General features: G+C 34.1%; 18 protein-coding genes. 6 read left to right on the top strand and 12 right to left on the bottom strand.

Features of this window, described 5'->3' with window-relative positions; translation table 11 throughout:
- Positions 1–149: 149 nt before the first annotated feature.
- A complete protein-coding gene (locus tag Q5N69_RS01755) occupies positions 150–902 on the bottom strand; it encodes a TIGR04219 family outer membrane beta-barrel protein (RefSeq protein ID WP_304367055.1) in 753 nt (250 codons plus the stop codon).
- 14 nt (positions 903–916) lie between these two features.
- Positions 917–1,909 (bottom strand): DUF2333 family protein, encoded by a 993-nt coding sequence (locus Q5N69_RS01750; protein ID WP_304367053.1) that lies wholly within the window; start codon positions 1,907–1,909, stop codon positions 917–919.
- 157 nt (positions 1,910–2,066) lie between these two features.
- Here Q5N69_RS01750 and Q5N69_RS01745 point away from each other — a divergent pair, with 157 nt between their 5' ends.
- Positions 2,067–2,795, top strand: a complete 729-nt coding sequence (locus tag Q5N69_RS01745) for an enoyl-CoA hydratase-related protein (protein WP_304367052.1) — start codon at positions 2,067–2,069, stop codon at positions 2,793–2,795.
- A 393-nt stretch (positions 2,796–3,188) separates the two neighbouring features.
- Here Q5N69_RS01745 and Q5N69_RS01740 read toward each other — a convergent pair whose 3' ends face one another.
- From Q5N69_RS01740 to dusA, 4 genes are all read right to left on the bottom strand, one after another.
- Positions 3,189–3,542 (bottom strand): hypothetical protein, encoded by a 354-nt coding sequence (locus tag Q5N69_RS01740; RefSeq protein WP_304367051.1) that lies wholly within the window; start codon positions 3,540–3,542, stop codon positions 3,189–3,191.
- A 77-nt stretch (positions 3,543–3,619) separates the two neighbouring features.
- The gene (locus Q5N69_RS01735; RefSeq protein WP_304367049.1) at positions 3,620–3,829 is read right to left on the bottom strand and encodes a PspC domain-containing protein; all 210 of its coding nucleotides are present in this window, start codon (positions 3,827–3,829) and stop codon (positions 3,620–3,622) included.
- Between the two features lie 82 nt (positions 3,830–3,911).
- Positions 3,912–4,574: a phage shock protein PspA gene (gene pspA / locus Q5N69_RS01730; RefSeq protein ID WP_304367047.1), complete on the bottom strand. Its 663-nt coding sequence runs from the start codon at positions 4,572–4,574 to the stop codon at positions 3,912–3,914.
- Positions 4,575–4,936: 362 nt separating this feature from the next.
- Positions 4,937–5,905 carry a tRNA dihydrouridine(20/20a) synthase DusA gene (gene dusA / locus Q5N69_RS01725; RefSeq protein WP_304367046.1) on the bottom strand — a complete coding sequence of 323 codons (969 nt, stop codon included), beginning with the start codon at positions 5,903–5,905 and terminating at the stop codon, positions 4,937–4,939.
- 375 nt (positions 5,906–6,280) lie between these two features.
- On the opposite strand from dusA, the gene Q5N69_RS01720 reads away from it, so the two are divergent.
- Positions 6,281–6,532 (top strand): S24 family peptidase, encoded by a 252-nt coding sequence (locus tag Q5N69_RS01720; RefSeq protein WP_304367331.1) that lies wholly within the window; start codon positions 6,281–6,283, stop codon positions 6,530–6,532.
- Between the two features lie 6 nt (positions 6,533–6,538).
- Complete coding sequence (locus Q5N69_RS01715; protein ID WP_304367043.1) at positions 6,539–7,684, top strand: hypothetical protein; 1,146 nt, start codon at positions 6,539–6,541, stop codon at positions 7,682–7,684.
- Between the two features lie 97 nt (positions 7,685–7,781).
- On the opposite strand, the gene Q5N69_RS01710 is transcribed toward Q5N69_RS01715, so the two are convergent.
- Complete coding sequence (locus tag Q5N69_RS01710; protein WP_304367042.1) at positions 7,782–8,204, bottom strand: hypothetical protein; 423 nt, start codon at positions 8,202–8,204, stop codon at positions 7,782–7,784.
- Between the two features lie 9 nt (positions 8,205–8,213).
- The gene (locus Q5N69_RS01705; RefSeq protein WP_304367040.1) at positions 8,214–8,786 is read right to left on the bottom strand and encodes a Panacea domain-containing protein; all 573 of its coding nucleotides are present in this window, start codon (positions 8,784–8,786) and stop codon (positions 8,214–8,216) included.
- Positions 8,787–9,438: 652 nt separating this feature from the next.
- Between Q5N69_RS01705 and Q5N69_RS01700 the strand changes: the two genes are divergently transcribed.
- Entirely contained in the window at positions 9,439–10,203 is a 765-nt protein-coding gene (locus Q5N69_RS01700) for a DUF1223 domain-containing protein (RefSeq protein WP_304367038.1), read from the top strand.
- A 110-nt stretch (positions 10,204–10,313) separates the two neighbouring features.
- Here the strand turns inward: Q5N69_RS01700 and Q5N69_RS01695 are convergent, their stop codons facing one another.
- The 3 genes from Q5N69_RS01695 to Q5N69_RS01685 all read right to left on the bottom strand — a co-directional run bounded on the left by Q5N69_RS01695 (position 10,314) and on the right by Q5N69_RS01685 (position 13,096).
- A complete protein-coding gene (locus tag Q5N69_RS01695; protein WP_304367036.1) occupies positions 10,314–11,780 on the bottom strand; it encodes a methyl-accepting chemotaxis protein in 1,467 nt (488 codons plus the stop codon).
- 431 nt (positions 11,781–12,211) lie between these two features.
- Positions 12,212–12,670: a GNAT family N-acetyltransferase gene (locus tag Q5N69_RS01690; RefSeq protein ID WP_304367033.1), complete on the bottom strand. Its 459-nt coding sequence runs from the start codon at positions 12,668–12,670 to the stop codon at positions 12,212–12,214.
- A 6-nt stretch (positions 12,671–12,676) separates the two neighbouring features.
- Complete coding sequence (locus Q5N69_RS01685) at positions 12,677–13,096, bottom strand: rhodanese-like domain-containing protein (protein ID WP_304367031.1); 420 nt, start codon at positions 13,094–13,096, stop codon at positions 12,677–12,679.
- Between the two features lie 229 nt (positions 13,097–13,325).
- Between Q5N69_RS01685 and Q5N69_RS01680 the strand changes: the two genes are divergently transcribed.
- Entirely contained in the window at positions 13,326–14,195 is an 870-nt protein-coding gene (locus tag Q5N69_RS01680; RefSeq protein ID WP_304367029.1) for a LysR family transcriptional regulator, read from the top strand.
- 178 nt (positions 14,196–14,373) lie between these two features.
- Here Q5N69_RS01680 and Q5N69_RS01675 read toward each other — a convergent pair whose 3' ends face one another.
- A complete protein-coding gene (locus tag Q5N69_RS01675; protein WP_304367027.1) occupies positions 14,374–15,081 on the bottom strand; it encodes a PEP-CTERM sorting domain-containing protein in 708 nt (235 codons plus the stop codon).
- 499 nt (positions 15,082–15,580) lie between these two features.
- Here Q5N69_RS01675 and zur point away from each other — a divergent pair, with 499 nt between their 5' ends.
- A complete protein-coding gene (zur, locus tag Q5N69_RS01670) occupies positions 15,581–16,015 on the top strand; it encodes a zinc uptake transcriptional repressor Zur (RefSeq protein WP_304367330.1) in 435 nt (144 codons plus the stop codon).
- Positions 16,016–16,119: the final 104 nt, after the last annotated feature.

Genomic DNA, 16,119 nt, shown 5'->3' with positions numbered 1-16,119 from the left:
TACTGTTTGGGAGTTAACGTCTAATTATTTGTTAATTAAAACATAACTTTTGAACATAAAAAGGGGCTGAATATTCAGCCCCTTTTTTGTGTATATCGGTTGTTTGTTCTGAAGTAACTTACAGCAAATAACCTTAAGCTTCATATCACTTAAAAGTGAACAACAGCGCCAGCAAATACGCCTTTAAAATCTAAGTTAGAATATAAGTTATCTAAATCATCAACCTCAAGTTGAACAGCTCGGTAACCTAACGTTAAGTTAACATCTACCGCTAGGTTATCAATTAACTCGTAACTTACACCTACTTGGAAATCATAAAGTGAGTGATCACCTACTGATAAAAAGTTACCTTCACCAAACACGTTAAAACCTGTAAAAGGTAAGCCGATATTAGTGTAAGCATAAAGCATAGGTACAATACCCGTAGCACTTAATGTACCTGAGTTCTTACCTTCTTGAGTTAACGTAATTTCTGTATCGAAATCACGACCTGTAATACCAAAATCAACGGATACAAGATCGTTATCAAAAATTTCATAATATAACGTGTAATCGGTATAGGTTAAGTCAAACTTAGTTGCTACTTCTGAAGTAGTATCATAAGTTTCACCTCTAAAATCAACACTGCCCGAAAGCGTTGTAATACCATCAGTATCAAGTGATGTACGCGCAACCTTAACATTTGGTATAAGTGGTAACGGATGCTCAAAAGCTACGTAAAAGCTGCCTTGCGACTGATCATCTAAATTAAAATCAGCCTGGTTGTTAGCATTATCACCAAAAGTACCAGACGCTTCCGTTGCCCAGATTTGCCCACCAACGTACAAGCCTAATAACGTATCAGCTTGTACAGAAGTTGATAGTGCTGCCGATAAAGCTGTCGCTAAAAGTATTTTTTTCATGTTTTATCCCTTTTTTATCCTTGACTCAATAAATCATTTAAATCTATTAATGCTGCATTCGCACGAGAAATATAGTTAGCCATTACTAAAGAATGATTAGCTAATATTCCAAAACCACTGCCATTTAAAACCATAGGACTCCATACCGGTTCCTGACTGGCTTCTAATTCTCTTATAATCTGTCTCAAGCTGACTTGAGCATTTTTCTTTTCAAGCACATCATTAAAATCAACCTCAACAGCTTTCAAAAAATGTAATAACGCCCAACAAGCACCACGAGCTTCGTAAAACTCATTATCGATTGTCCACCAGCTAGTTTTTAATTCAATGTTAGATGCAGAGTAAGTCGACTGTTGTGCAACATTATCTCCAGCCAAATCAACGTTAACTTGATCACGACCAACACTTGAACTTAAACGTTGTGAATAACTACCTAGTCGCTTAGTTACTTCACTTATCCAATCTCGTAAGTTATCAGCTCTTGCATAAAACTGGGCTGATTGACTGTTTACATCCGTTAATGCACTACGGTACTTATAAAGTTCAACAATAGCTTTACCATACTCACTTTCAGCACTTGGCATTGCCCAGCTTTTGCTGTCGATATTGAATTGTGGTTGAGCTACTTTTAAATATTCATTTTCAATAGATTGTGATTGCGAACGGCTAAATTCTTGACGCATAACTAATGCCATATCGCGTATCATTTCTAGCGCACCAAACTCCCAAGAAGGAATGTTGTCTAAAAATACTGATGGCGGAAGTGCATCATTTGTTAAGTATCCACCAGGCTTTGTTAGTAAAGTTTCAGTAACTTTAATTAACGCCGTTGTTGTTGTGTAACCAACAACAGGAGATACACCTTCAGCTTCTGCAGCTTTTCTTACTTCTGCTTTTATGTCAAAAGTATCTGGCTCAAAACTCCAAAATACACCGATAAGATAGAAAATAAACACAACCCCCAAAAATAAGGCGATGAGTGTCTTAGTAGAAAACTTCATTATCATGAACAGCTCCCAATGCTGGTATGAATCATAACGGCATACACAATAGTATGCTTATGTTACTTAAACATTATTAAAGACAACCATGACAATTGTGGTATACATCTTTAACTTTAAATATTATGGTTATTACACTCTATTGTAACTAAGCTTGAACCAAATGGATAACTTAATTGTAACGCAAAAAAATAATCATATTTTAACCATCACGTTAAATCGTTTCGATAAGAAAAACGCATTAACCTCAAGTATGTACCGTAGCCTTGCTAAAGCGCTTAACGATGCCGATACATCAGATGATGTTCGTTGTGTAGTAATTCAAGGCGACGAAAACTGTTTTTGCGCAGGTAATGATTTAAAAGACTTCTTAGAACATTCAGAAGAACTTGCTGCCCTTGAGTTTATTGATGCTTTAGTATCATTTAAAAAACCACTTATCGCAGCCGTTGCCGGACATGCTGTAGGGATAGGTACAACATTACTACTCCATTGCGACATGGTATATGCGGCAAATAATAGTAAATTTAAATTACCTTTCACCCAGCTCGGTTTATGTCCAGAAGCAGGATCAAGTAGATTATTGCCTACTCAAATAGGTCATACTCGTGCTTTTGAATTATTAGTACTAGGTAAAACCTTTAGTGCTGAGCAAGCTCATAGCTATGGCTTAATCAATGAAGTTTGTGAACCTGATGCTTTATTAGCGTTAGCAAGTGGTGCAGCTAAAGCAATTGCAGCTTTACCACTTGATGCGGTTTTAACAAGTAAAAGACTGATGAAAAGTGAACCAACATCTTTAACAAGCGCCATAAAAGAAGAAGCTGATGAATTTAAACGTTTAATGGTAAGTGACGATTGTAAAAACATACTTTCACAATTTTTCAAATAAACGATTAACCTAACAAAACTTCTTTAAGCCATATTATTCAAATATGGCTTTTCTTTTTCTGGCTTTAAGTCAGCGTAAAAACAGATAACGACAAAACGAATACTTAGTTAACCTCAACTCGGAATAAGCAAAGTTAACTCAATAAGCTATTTTTAAGCCTAACATCGTTGCCTACATGGATGTAGGTACTTAGTTTTTATCGGGAATAAAAAAAACTGTGTATTCGTTACCAATAGCTAGCTATTGGGTACACAAATCCGCCTTGCTAGGCATAAAACTATCAATATTGAGTCATCATATGACATGTAAAGTACTCTGATGGTTCTTTAATCTATTGATAAAGAATTCTTTTTATTAAATGTTATGACATTCATTATCCCGAGTTGAGGTTAGTTAAGAATATACTTCATTATTGTTATCTCTAACCATCAACCAAATAACAAAACCCACCAATAGAATTGGCCAGAATGCACCTATCATTGCCATAACAACAACACCAAAAACTAACATCATCACTAAGAAAATCGAGCCAAATACACTTAACACTACAGCTACACCTACAATCATTAACACCAGGGTAATTAAGGCAGAAACACTTATAGCTTGAATAGGCGCTAAAACTCCGTCTTTAATATTTGCATCTGTAATACCATCAATCCCAAAAAACTCTAAAAAGCTAGCGCCTAAAAAATAAGTTAATAAAATGGTGGCGATAATAGCCAGTAACAGCGATTTGAAAAAAGACATAAATCCTCTCTAGTTGTTTCTTTAATTGATTATCTAATTAACAGTAGTGCAAATATTTACGGGTTAAACTTAGTATTTTAATTTTTAGGCATAACTAAAGTTGCAACAACGTAAGCAACACCTACCACTACAGGAAATACAAACATTGAAACAACAACCGCTAATCTTACGCCAAATCGAGGCAGCCCATAATAGTTAGCTAATCCGCCACAAACTCCGGCTAGTTTTTTATGAACCATGTCTTTCTCAAGTTTCTTGTTAATTACATATTCGTGTTGGTATCTCATTACTGTCTCCTACTTGTTATTTTTAAAAGAGCTACTCATTTATCTTTGTAGCTCTTAGTCTTAATGAATCAAAAAGATGGGCTTAAGCGTTAGCAACCTGCTTTTTAAGCTGCGCTAATTCATCTTCTAAGTTTGCTTCAGCTTCTAATGCTCTGAATTCGCTTTCTAAATTTGTTGGCTGAGCAAGATCATAAGCTTCTACTTGTGCTTCAACACGATCAATTTTCTGTTCGTAACGTTCAAAACGAGAGATGGCTTCATCAATATTATGTACCGTTGCTTGAGCTCTAACTTTTAATCTAACTTCAGCTGATTGCTGACGTAATACAAAAGAAGCTTGCTTACGTTTAGCTTCAATCAGTTTTTCTTGCAAACGGCTTCCATCTTCTTGAACCGCAAGTAAATATTCATCTAACCTTGCCATTTCTTCAGCTAATTGTGTTAATTCTTCAGTAAATTTGTATTTTTCTTTTAGTGCCAGCTTAGCTAAATCATCTCTACCTTTTTGGACTGCAACTTCTGCTTTGGTATTCCAACTAGCAATTGTTTTTTCAGTGTTATCAACTTGACGCTGTAATGTTTTTTTCTCTGCAATGTATTTCGCTGCAGTAGATCTAACATCAACTAAAGTTTCTTCCATTTCTTGAATGATCAGCTTGATCATTTTTTCTGGATCTTCAGCCTTGTCTAACATGCTATTTATATTCGCATTAATAATATCGGTGAACCTTGTAAATAAACCCATTCTATTTCTCCTCAAAAAATATTTATTAAACTTATGAAGCTGAGTGAAGTTAAGTAAAACGACAACAACTCACATTATGTAAATATTCTTATTACAAGGGTTGTGCCAAACCATACAAATAAAATAAACAATTGTTATATATAACTTTATTATCAAAACCAATAAAAAATCGCTTCAAGACATATTATGTCTTAAATCATTTATTAGTAAATAAGACCATCTATTTAGTTAAATTGACCAACTACGACGATTTACAAAGATATAGTAATAAATAAGAGGTTTGAAAATAAAATAGACATAAAAAAGGCCGCAATACAGCAGCCTATTTATATATTAAGAAGTGATATTAATAAAAAGAGAAGTTACACGTCGATAGAAACATTCGAGTAAGCTTCAAATAAAGACTTACTATCAGCGCCCTGCTTACCAGAGCAATCACTTAAATGGCGTCTAAACTGTCTCGCACCAGGTAAACCATTACATAAACCCAACATATGTCGAATAACATGCCAAGCTCTACCACCTTCTGCAACGTAACGATCAATATACTCTGCCATATGTTCGAGTACTTCAAGTCGACTCAATATAGGCGCTTCAGATTGCCAAATTGTTTGGTCTACATTACTTAAAAAATATGGCGATTGATAAATTTCTCTACCTATCATCACACCGTCCACATGTTGTAAATGAGCTTGAGTTTCCTCTAAGGTTTTAATGCCACCATTAATTGAAATAGCCACGTCAGAGAAGTCAGATTTTATTTGATATACGCGATCGTAATCCAGCGGCGGAACATCTCTATTTTGCTTTGGGCTTAACCCACTTAACCAAGCTTTGCGTGCATGAATTATAAAATGCTCACAACCTGCTTGAGAAACAGTATCAATAAACTGATGTAGGAATTCGTAACTGTCTTGATCATCAATACCAATACGTGATTTAACCGTAACAGGTATTTTAACTTGCGCTTGCATACTTGAAACACATTCAGCGACTAGCGCTGGTTCACCCATTAAACAAGCACCAAAACGACCATTTTGAACGCGATCTGACGGACAACCTACGTTAATATTAATTTCGTCATAACCCAATTGTTCAGCGCGTATAGCACACTCAACCATAGCTTTAGGATCGCTACCACCAAGTTGCAAAACAACAGGATGTTCAGCATCGTTATATGAAAGATAATCACCTTTACCAAAAATAATGGCGCCAGTTGTCACCATCTCGGTATACAAAACCGTGTGTTTAGACATAACACGATAAAAATAACGGCAATGACGATCGGTCCAGTCGAGCATTGGGGCAACAGAGAGTTTGTGAGAAATCATAAAATTAACGAGAAACCTTTGAATAAAATCTGAATTTAATCGTTTCAACAACGACTAAAATAATCACTATACTATAAGTGGATTATACGGAAGTCAGGCAGACTAAACAAAAGAAATCACCTTGAATAATAAGTAAATGAATGAGCGGCACTTGCAATACAATTTAGCTATTACGAGCAAGTGTATTTTCTTAAAGACTTCAAAAGTAAGTTGGGGAAAACACCTGAATAATATCATTCATCAGTAAGTCGATAAGATTAGATATTTATCCCTGATGATGTATTCTATAAAAGATGATTAATCGTTACCGTCTATATTAATTGTTACTATAAAATACAAGTGTCTACTGCTAGCTGTTTAGTTGAATATATAAGCATGTACCCAACACTAAAGAACGGTTCAATGATTATGGTAAATCGTCATTTTAATAATTTAAATGATGGTATTTATGTCATGAGACATGAAAATAATTTATTAGTGAAACTTTTGCAGTTATTACCTGATGGGATTATCAAAGTTAAATCTGACAATACGTTGTATGAACCTTGGGAAATAAACAAAGATAAACTAAATAGTACGGATATAGAATTAATTGGCCGAGTAGTGTGGTCAGGACAAAGGATGTAGAAAATAATGAATGACAATAATAAAAATATATTTGACCTAAAAAAAATAAACAAAGATATAACTGAATTAGTTAGTTCGTTGAGTGACTTTTTTAATGGAGAATCGGAAATACTTCACAAAAGTAAAGTGACTCTACGTTGTTTTGAGGATATTGAGATTGAATATAAAAGATATATGAAGTTTTCAAGTAGCCCTGCAGAAATAATAAATCTAAATATAGGGATACTGTCGAGTAATATAAATGACTTGCTGAGAAAAGTATTTGAATTTATTGATACAGTTTATAGATATAACCTTAGCGACGGTGATTCATCTGCGAGAATTAGGATTACTGATAATATAGAAAAAATAAAGTCTAAGGCATCCCTCATAGAAAAAATGATTAACAATAATCCTAATAATATTAATTTTGACTTTAAGAACCAGGACACCCTAATCAAAAAATATGAATCCCTAATAGAAAAACAATCTAGAGATAACGATGAATTTTCAAATGAGATAAATGAATTTAGAACAGAAATAGATAAGTTAAAAAGCTATGCATCAGAAAGAATAGACTCTGTAGATAAGTTTTTTCAAGACAGTACATTAAAGCTACAAGGTGACAAGGATAATATAGATAACTTATTAGGAAAGGTTTCAGAAAGTGTCATCGCTGGTAATTTTGATAAAAGTGCAGAGAATGAGAAGAAATCAGCTGATTGGTTACGGATTGCTTCATTAGGCTGCATGGTATTAATTGCATGTGTTGTTGGGTACTCGTTATATGAGACTACTACTGATGCCTTTAAGTGGGAAACATCATTATTTAGATTAATATTTTCAGTTCTTCTATCAGTTCCGGCTGCTTACTTAGCTAGAGAATCAGCTAAACATAGACAACAACAATACTCGCATCTTGAAACATCATTAAACTTAAAAGCAATTGGCCCTTATATAGCATCATTACCTGAAAATGAACAAAACTTAATAAAATCAGATATAGCTAAAAAGATGTTTACTCCTAAAATCCAAGCAATACAAAATACAGATTATTACCCAATAAATACTCAAGAACTCTTTTTGAAGTTATTTGATAAAATGGATTTTAAGCCTCAGAAAGATTCAAAAGCGGATACGGATAAGGATAAGGATAAGGATAAGGATAAATAATATATACAAAAAGTTGAAATCAATAATCAATGGATAAAAAACTTTAAGTCAAATTTAAGGCATAAAAAAAGGAACTAAATAGCTCCTTTGTTTTAACTTACAACCCTACAACTTTTCGCTTATCTTTCATAAATGGTACTTTGAAAGGGCTAGGATGTTTTAAGCAAATGTCAAAAATAACATGATCTATTATTTCAACATTAAAATCTTGTTGTATATGTACAATTCCATCTGATACTTTTCCGAAATAATTTGGGTCTCTGCCATCCTGATAATACTTATATCCAAAATGATAATGATATAGACAATCTTCTCTAGCCTTTTCCATGAATGCTACTTTCATAGCAGAGTCGACAAATTGCATTTCCCAACTTGGCTTGTATTTGCCTTCAAGCTCATCGGGGTTATAACCATTTCTAATCGGTGTAATAAAGTTACTAAACAGTTTCTTTTTTGCATCATCGTCCAAGACTTTTAACTGCTCAATTGAGTCTTGACTAAAACTTACCTTGTGAATCATCCGTAATCTCTAAAGACTGTTTACCCATGTTACAAAATCGTCTTCTGACTCAACATTGTCAGGAAGCTCAATAACAACTTTTTTATCTTTAAAACGATCATTACAATCCAAGATATTAGCAAGTTGCTCATCTTGTAATAATGATAATTCTTGTGAAAAGTAATCTGTCATTAATTTATCTGTAATAACTCTACCTTCACCTTCACCTTTAAGATAAGTGTCTACCCAAGGACTTTCATTATGGGTTTTATTTCTTAAATTCCATCCACCAAGTTGACCTAAATTATCTAAAACATAATCAATCATTTTTTGGTTTTCTTCATTTAAACCCAAAAAAGTATCACCTTGTTTGTGTGGAATGTTAGTGCTGCCATGTTGCTTAAATTCATGGTACAAAACATCAACAACAGGACCATGTTTCCATGCATTTATATCATCTTCAAATAATCGTTTTGAATGCGTAGCAAGGAAATAGCCTTGACAATAATAAGCTAATTTTTGTAATTTTAAAGGGCTCATCATAATAGATTTTTCGACTGCGCGATCTAATAAAGCTTGAGCAAATTTTGAACTTGAAACCATAGTTTTCTCCTTGGTTACTTGTGATCCACCCTGATCACCTCAAAAAGTTGGTTTATTATACAATACATAGTGGACATAAATCCACTATAGTGAACAGTATGAACAATACTTAGATTATATCCGAGTACACCAGGAGTACGCCTAACCTCTCTACAAGCAAAGATACATAATAGAATCAGTCCAATCCAGCATAGGCGAAACAAAAACTCATTATAAATCATATGATTAACGAAAAAACTTTGAATAAAATCTGAGTTTAATCGTTTCAACAACGTCTAAAATAATAATGGATTATACGGAACTCAGACAGACTAAACAAAAGAAATCACCTTGAAGAATAAGTAAATGAATGAGCGGCATTTGCAATACAACTTGGTTATTACAAGCAAGTGCATTTCCTTAAAGACTAAAAAGTATGATTGGGATAACACCTAAAGGGTATCATTCATCAGTAAGTCGATAAGATTAGATATTCATCATCGAGGATGTGTTCTACAAAACAAGGTTAATCGTCGTTGCCCTCTTTAATTCCAGCCTCTGAATGAAGTATTAGATATCGACAAAACGTGATGGTTTTGTGAATTTTTCGTGATTTCATATCAACTCATTTCATTTAAGATGTTATTTAATATTTAGCTCACGGGAAGACAACATGTTATTGAAAAGAACCACTCGTTCAATACACCTAATATTTATGGTGTTAAGCATATTAGTAGGCGTAAAAAGCGCTGCAGCAGAGCCTGTGACGATTACAAGCACAAATGAACAGACCTATTTTTTAGAATTATATACATCACAAGGTTGTAGCAGCTGCCCGCCAGCAGAAGAATGGATATCGCAATTTACAAATCATGAAAAACTATGGAAGAGCATTATTCCACTTAACTTCCACGTTGATTACTGGGATTATTTAGGGTGGAAAGACCCATTTGCCTCCCCTGAGTTTTCTCGACGACAACGAACCTATGCCAAACTTGGTAATAGCCGAACTGTTGCGACGCCAGGATTTATAGTAGATGGTAAAGGCTGGCAAGGTTGGTTTAGAGGTAAAGGTTTCCCAGCAGCGAATATTAAATCGCCAAACACGTTAACTGCCACTATTGATGAGACACAGGTTAAAGTAAACTTTGATTCCACTTCTGACAACGAGTTAATCGCACATGTTGCCTTATTAGGTTTTGGTATTCAGACGAAAGTAAAAGCAGGTGAAAACAATAGACGTTTGTTAAATCACGACTTTGTAGTAATTGGTTATCAGCAAAAGGAAATGATTGTAAATAATAAATCATCTAACATTATTGATTTGCCTTTCCCTCCTGTTGTGGATGTTGATACGGCAAGAACAGCGATGGTTGTCTGGGTGTCAACAAAAGAGGATCCTACGCCAATTCAGGTAGCCGCTGATTGGTATGAATAAATAGGATAATAAACTTTATAGAACAAGCGATGAATAGTCAGCTAGAGTTTTACTTTACACAAAACTCTAGCTTTTTTAGTTATAAATAAACTAGTTATTCAGCTCATGCTTTACTTAAAACGAGCTGTACTCGCCTCTAATGAAACAACGGCTTCAGATATTTCGTCAGCTTCTCTTGCTAATATTTCAACTTTTACTGCATCATCTTTACCGAGTGAACTCAGTCTTTCGGTACTTTGTGCTATTTCATTGGTGGTGGTTGATTGCTCTTCCACTGCTGCTGCCACTGAGTGGGCAATGTCACTTGATAATGCCACAAGTTGCGATGCATTCATCACTTCTTTATTAGCCTTTTCTGCGACAGAAATTACAACATCGATAGCACTTAAACATTCACTCATTAAGTGAGTTGAAGACTTGGAATACCCAGCCAGTTTGGTTAATGTGTCTCCAATTTGGTCTGTACTGGTTTTAGTTCTATTAGCTAATGTTCTCACTTCATCGGCAACAACTGCGAAACCTCGTCCATGTTCGCCAGCCCTAGCCGCTTCAATTGCGGCATTTAGTGCAAGTAGATTGGTTTGATCGGCAATACTGGTTATTTCAGACAATACGTTAGTAATAACATCACTCGAGCTTGCTAGCGCTGAAATTTCATCACTGGTTCTATTTAAGGCGTTAGTAAGCTCTTCGTTTTTTATGTTTATTTCATTGAAGTATTGATTAGTTGCTTCCGTTGATTGGCTTGCTTCTAACATTTGATCATTTAACTTAGAAGTATCTTCAGCAATTGAGGCGACTGTTACCGCCATTTCTTCAAGGGATGAAGCAATAACTTCTGTTTCTTGTTGTCTATTACAAGCGGAAATTTCAAGTTCATTTTTAGCGGTATTTAAATGGTTAGCGTTAACCTTGAAGTCTTCAACCTGACTTTTTACGCCTGTCACTACATTATCAAGTACTAATAAGAGTTGATTAAACCCCTCTAAAACTTTATTACCATTAGCGTCAGCTCTCAGTCTTAGATCAAGTGAATTTTCATTTGCAGTTAATGTTTCGGTTACTTGCGCTAATTCTTTACCCACTTGGCTATCGTCATATAAAGTTTTTGCGATGAATCCAGCTATAACTGCTTCTACAATGGCATATACGGCATGGATAATTACAGTTGAGAATAACAATCTGTCTTGATCAAATACAAAAACATTCATACCGTTTGACTGCATAAAATAAAATGAAAAGTGATGAATGGCTATTGTAGCCACGGCAGAAAAATACACCTTCCAGTCACTATAAATAATCAATACAGCTAATAAAATAAAGATTTCAAAATGAACTTCTATTAAGCCGTTCATTTGATGAATATGAAGACCTGCGTAAACCATTACAGCAATAGCACATGCATGTCTGGTTAATGCAGAATCGGGGGCACTCTTGATCATTAATAGGGGAACGAGCATCGCTGGAAGTCCTATAATGAAGGCTTCCATATATGTGCCATTAACAAATGCGAGTGCAACAGACTCAACAAATAATAATACGAGAATACTTGAGAAAACTTTATTTATTCTATTCATGATTTTCCTTCTAATTTTTTTTCTGTCTAGAAAATACTCATTTAAATAATATAGTCTAATTAAGTAAACAATGTAGAAATGAAATTGAAAATATTGTACATGTTCACACTTTTTAGATATTTAGTTATTGGATTTATATTCTGCTTTTTAAGCAGATGAATACAAAAACTATTTGATAAGTAAAAGGTAATTATTAGGTTCTTTTAAGAGAGGCTATTCCAAGCACTGGAATAAGTTTATGTATAGAATTGAAATATAATTTTTTTCAAAGGAGAAATGAATACACGACAACTATCGTACGCTTGTTCTTTGTTAAATAATACAAAAGTAAATAATTGATTTTTTAGTTATAAAATTAATTATTTTAATTTAGTGGTTATATTAACTTTAGAATAACACTTACAACTAAACCCTATTTTATAAAACTGCAGCTACTCCCAAAAAAATCTGAGTTTAGCTTTAGACCTAGCGCCTATGTGTTTATAGAAGTTGATAGCCTTGGAGTTCTCAACAGGCGTTTGCCACTGTATTTCTAACAATTTATGCTGATGAGAATAGCTTTTACAATGCTCCATCAGTAACTTCCCCATACCTTCACCACGTAGCTCTGGTAATAAATACAAGCAGTCCATGTACAAGTAATAATTCATATCCCAAGTGGAAAATTGCTTTAGTAAGCTCATGTAGCCTTTAATTTCAGTGCCTTGAACAACAACCAGAATGATAAGTGGAGTGTCAGATAAGTTTTTTAATATGTTCAACTTATCTGACGTAGCTTGCTTTGTTGATAACAATGAATTCCCTTCATATTCAGCATGTTTTTCAAAGAGACTTAAAAGTTGAGGTGCATCATACTTTTTAGCCTCTCGAATAATTATTGGTGTATTCACCACTCTCTACACTTGAGCATTAGCTTGATATCTATTAACCGGGTAACGCTCAAAATCTTCCCAGTAATGTATACCACCAATCATTTCTTTCACTGCAAAACCTAATGCTGATATTTTTTTAGCTGCTTTAGTTGCACCGTTACATCCTGGACCCCAGCAATACACAACAAAAACTGTTTGTTTATCAAATTGAGCAAACGACTCTTGCGTTATATTCGCGTGAGGCATACTTAACGCAGTAATAGCATGGCTTTTCTCATAAGCTTCTGCAGAGCGAACATCGAATAATATGTAATTGTTGTTACCTGATTTAATATCACCATAAACATCTGAGCAATCAGTTTCAAAGCTTAACTTGTTTGAGAAAAAAGTATTTGCTACATCACTCTGAGCAGGTGAGAATTCTAGAACATTTGATAATGACATAAGTGTTTCCTTTTATTGTGGTTTACTATTAAAGCTGAACTTGATTGAGCTTTAGCGAATTAGCTTGGCTATATTAAGTTGGTTATAAGATAAATGGATCAGGAAAACTTAGCCATTCATAAAATATGAAGCCTGTATTCATTAATTATGAATGCTATTAGAAGACGTTATTCGCTATAGTATGAAAGTAAACAATTACCCTAAACTTTGTATAAATGAAGAGTGAATAATGGAATTTTATCATCTGCGTTCGTTTGTGGTTATCGCTAAAACTGGAAATCTAACGGCTGCTGCTAAACAACTTTGCACAACACCGCCAGCAATAAGTGCTCATATAAAAAGCCTTGAAGAAGAATTGAAAACCCCCTTATTCAATCGTTCAAGTAAGGGTATGTCGCTTACTGATAAAGGTAAGTTGTTATTACCTAAAGCTGAGAAAACATTAGATTCAGCCATCGACATGGTGAATTTAGCCGTTGAAAACCAAAGTGAGATAATTGGTGAGTTTAATCTTTCAATGAATCAATCGACGAATCAATTACAACTTCCGACGTTATTAAATAATATAAATGAAAACTGCCAAGGTATTCACCTCAATATAGAATCATTTTCAACTGGCGCAGCGATTCAAGCTTTAATAAACAATACGATTGATGGTGCTTACATTTACGATGATGCGCCTGATGAGTTATTTTCAATATTCATTAAACATCAAAAAATCACGACAATTGCACCAATAGACACGACTTTAAATAAAGACAGTTTGATTACCGAATTAGCTCAAGACGCTTGGATAACCATGGGGAAATATTGCCCTTTTGATGAACGGCTTAAATCAAGCTTAAAACAATTCAATATAGCGAACTTACAAACAAGTAGTGACGATACAAGATTACAATTAGTTAAAGCAAGCCAAGGACTGAGCTTTTTAGAATTAGAAGAAGCGCAAGACGCAGAGCAATTGAAACAGGTAAAAATACTGCCTCAATTAGACTTTGAAATACCACTGTATTTTGTAATTAACTATCATAAAAAAGAAGAGCCAGTGATTAAAGCAATGTTACAAGAGATCAAAATATTGTGGTCGTTAAAATATTAGCTCTGTTTAATTACACGTTATATATTTTTTAAGCAGATATAACTTACTGTGAAATACCTAACTGAAGTCATATTAAATTTTACTCAAAAAAAAGCACCATATAAATATGATGCTTAACTTAAAGTGACTATTCAGTGTTTAAAATAACACTTTAAATTTATCGCTAGTTAATTGCTAACTATGCTGATTTTTTAGCTCTACGGCTTAATGCAAAACCTGCAAGACCTAAACCAAAGATAGCTAAAGAACCAGTTTCTGGAACAGTAGTTGAAGCTCTGTCTGTGAAGTTATATGTAACACTCAAAGCAGCTGAAGCGATAGTATTAAGGTTAACATCAACATTACCGCCACCACCAGCTACAGCAAAACCACCAAAAGTACCTAAATTAGTAGTAGAAAGAGTACCTGTACCGATAAAGCTTAAGAAGTCAGCATTTGATGCATCAATAGTAAGGCTAAGTAAATCAGAACCAGATAAACCTAAACCTACATACTCATCGCCACCGCCATTGCCAGCAGTATCTGTATCGCCAGAATCATCAGCACCTAAGCTTTGGAAACCAGTATTTGCTGATAAAGAGATGTTAAGGCCGCCTAAACCTAAAAATGAACCAATAGTATCAACAGATACTGTACCACGTGCTGTAGTACCTGTTGCATTGTCATTATCCAAAGTCATATCTGATAACATTTCAGCAGAAAAAGAAATATCTACAGTGTTAAGCGTACCCATGCTGCTGTCAAACTGTGACACTGTTAATGTATCAAACCAGTCTGTAGTTGAAGCTGCGTGCTCATCAGAATAAGAAATTACACCTGCTTGTGCTAATGGAGATAAAGCAACTACAGCAACAGCTGATAATAATTTTTTCTTAAAGTTTTTCATTTTTCGTCCTTTAGTATGATTCAGTAGTTCTTATATGAACTAATGAACTTAAATAATTTTGCTTAATTGCAATTGTTCAGATAGTTATTAATAGTTACGAGAATACTGAGAAATATTCATGTACTAACATATCTCTAACAAATACGTATAAGCAAAAAACACACCAGAAATATAAGTAACTGATTAAAGGGAAATTAATTTAAATGTTAATATACTGTTAATTAAAAATGTAAAATTTATTGACACAAAACCCCTTTAAAATCAACTACTTGTATATTTTATACAATAAACACTTCTCCCAACAAAATAAATGAAATATTGAATACAAAATAAAATAAACGATTTTTTGTTTGTAGTTTTTTAAAGTAAAAAAAAGAAGTATTTTTGCTGAGGTAGTCATTTCTTTACACTTGAAATGGTTATTGCTTTGTAATTCATCTAGACGCATCCCATCACTATGGTAAACTCAACGAGTAATTTACTCATAACAATGAAAAATATGCTTACTGACGATTTACTAGAACAAGCCAAACATGTTTGCCAAACCCGTGGAGCAAGATTCACCACAGCACGTGAAGAAGTATTTAAAATACTTGCTGAGCATGACGGCGCTATTGGTGCTTACGACTTGTTAGATCAACTAAAAAAAGTTGACTCCTCTGCTAAGCCTGCAACTATTTACAGAGCATTAGACTTTTTAGGTAAACAAGGCTTTGTTCATAAAATAGAATCGATTAATGCCTTTGTTATGTGTCATCACTTCAGCGAGTGCAGTCACCCTGTTCAGCTACTTATTTGCGACGTTTGTGATTATGTAGAAGAAATACAATCGAATGATCTAGATTCTTCTCTTAGAACAATGGCTGATACTCATGGCTTTTCAATCAGCCACCAAATTGTAGAAGCACACGGTACTTGTAAAAGTTGCCAATAAAACCCGAATAATTCATTAGCTTATCACCTACGTTAAGCTATTATTCATTATCACCTTATTATTTCTCCCTTAATATCATGCATTAAGGGAGTAAAATAAGGTCA

It is taken from the genome of Pseudocolwellia sp. AS88, from assembly GCF_030551755.1.
Lineage (GTDB): Bacteria > Pseudomonadota > Gammaproteobacteria > Enterobacterales > Alteromonadaceae > Pseudocolwellia.
The sequence above is the reverse complement of the archived record's forward strand: the minus strand, read 5'-3'. Positions and strand labels throughout refer to the sequence as shown.

Excerpts from the sequence above, each read along its gene's own strand:
- Q5N69_RS01755 (WP_304367055.1), bottom strand. The coding sequence starts at position 902 with ATGAAAAAAATACTTTTAGCGACAGCTTTATCGGCAGCACTATCAACT.
- Q5N69_RS01750 (WP_304367053.1), bottom strand. The coding sequence starts at position 1,909 with ATGATAATGAAGTTTTCTACTAAGACACTCATCGCCTTATTTTTGGGG.
- Q5N69_RS01745 (WP_304367052.1), top strand. The coding sequence starts at position 2,067 with ATGGATAACTTAATTGTAACGCAAAAAAATAATCATATTTTAACCATC.
- Q5N69_RS01740 (WP_304367051.1), bottom strand. The coding sequence starts at position 3,542 with ATGTCTTTTTTCAAATCGCTGTTACTGGCTATTATCGCCACCATTTTA.
- Q5N69_RS01735 (WP_304367049.1), bottom strand. The coding sequence starts at position 3,829 with ATGAGATACCAACACGAATATGTAATTAACAAGAAACTTGAGAAAGAC.
- pspA (WP_304367047.1), bottom strand. The coding sequence starts at position 4,574 with ATGGGTTTATTTACAAGGTTCACCGATATTATTAATGCGAATATAAAT.
- dusA (WP_304367046.1), bottom strand. The coding sequence starts at position 5,905 with ATGATTTCTCACAAACTCTCTGTTGCCCCAATGCTCGACTGGACCGAT.
- Q5N69_RS01720 (WP_304367331.1), top strand. The coding sequence starts at position 6,281 with ATGTACCCAACACTAAAGAACGGTTCAATGATTATGGTAAATCGTCAT.
- Q5N69_RS01715 (WP_304367043.1), top strand. The coding sequence starts at position 6,539 with ATGAATGACAATAATAAAAATATATTTGACCTAAAAAAAATAAACAAA.
- Q5N69_RS01710 (WP_304367042.1), bottom strand. The coding sequence starts at position 8,204 with ATGATTCACAAGGTAAGTTTTAGTCAAGACTCAATTGAGCAGTTAAAA.
- Q5N69_RS01705 (WP_304367040.1), bottom strand. The coding sequence starts at position 8,786 with ATGGTTTCAAGTTCAAAATTTGCTCAAGCTTTATTAGATCGCGCAGTC.
- Q5N69_RS01700 (WP_304367038.1), top strand. The coding sequence starts at position 9,439 with ATGTTATTGAAAAGAACCACTCGTTCAATACACCTAATATTTATGGTG.
- Q5N69_RS01695 (WP_304367036.1), bottom strand. The coding sequence starts at position 11,780 with ATGAATAGAATAAATAAAGTTTTCTCAAGTATTCTCGTATTATTATTT.
- Q5N69_RS01685 (WP_304367031.1), bottom strand. The coding sequence starts at position 13,096 with ATGTCATTATCAAATGTTCTAGAATTCTCACCTGCTCAGAGTGATGTA.
- Q5N69_RS01680 (WP_304367029.1), top strand. The coding sequence starts at position 13,326 with ATGGAATTTTATCATCTGCGTTCGTTTGTGGTTATCGCTAAAACTGGA.
- Q5N69_RS01675 (WP_304367027.1), bottom strand. The coding sequence starts at position 15,081 with ATGAAAAACTTTAAGAAAAAATTATTATCAGCTGTTGCTGTAGTTGCT.
- zur (WP_304367330.1), top strand. The coding sequence starts at position 15,581 with ATGCTTACTGACGATTTACTAGAACAAGCCAAACATGTTTGCCAAACC.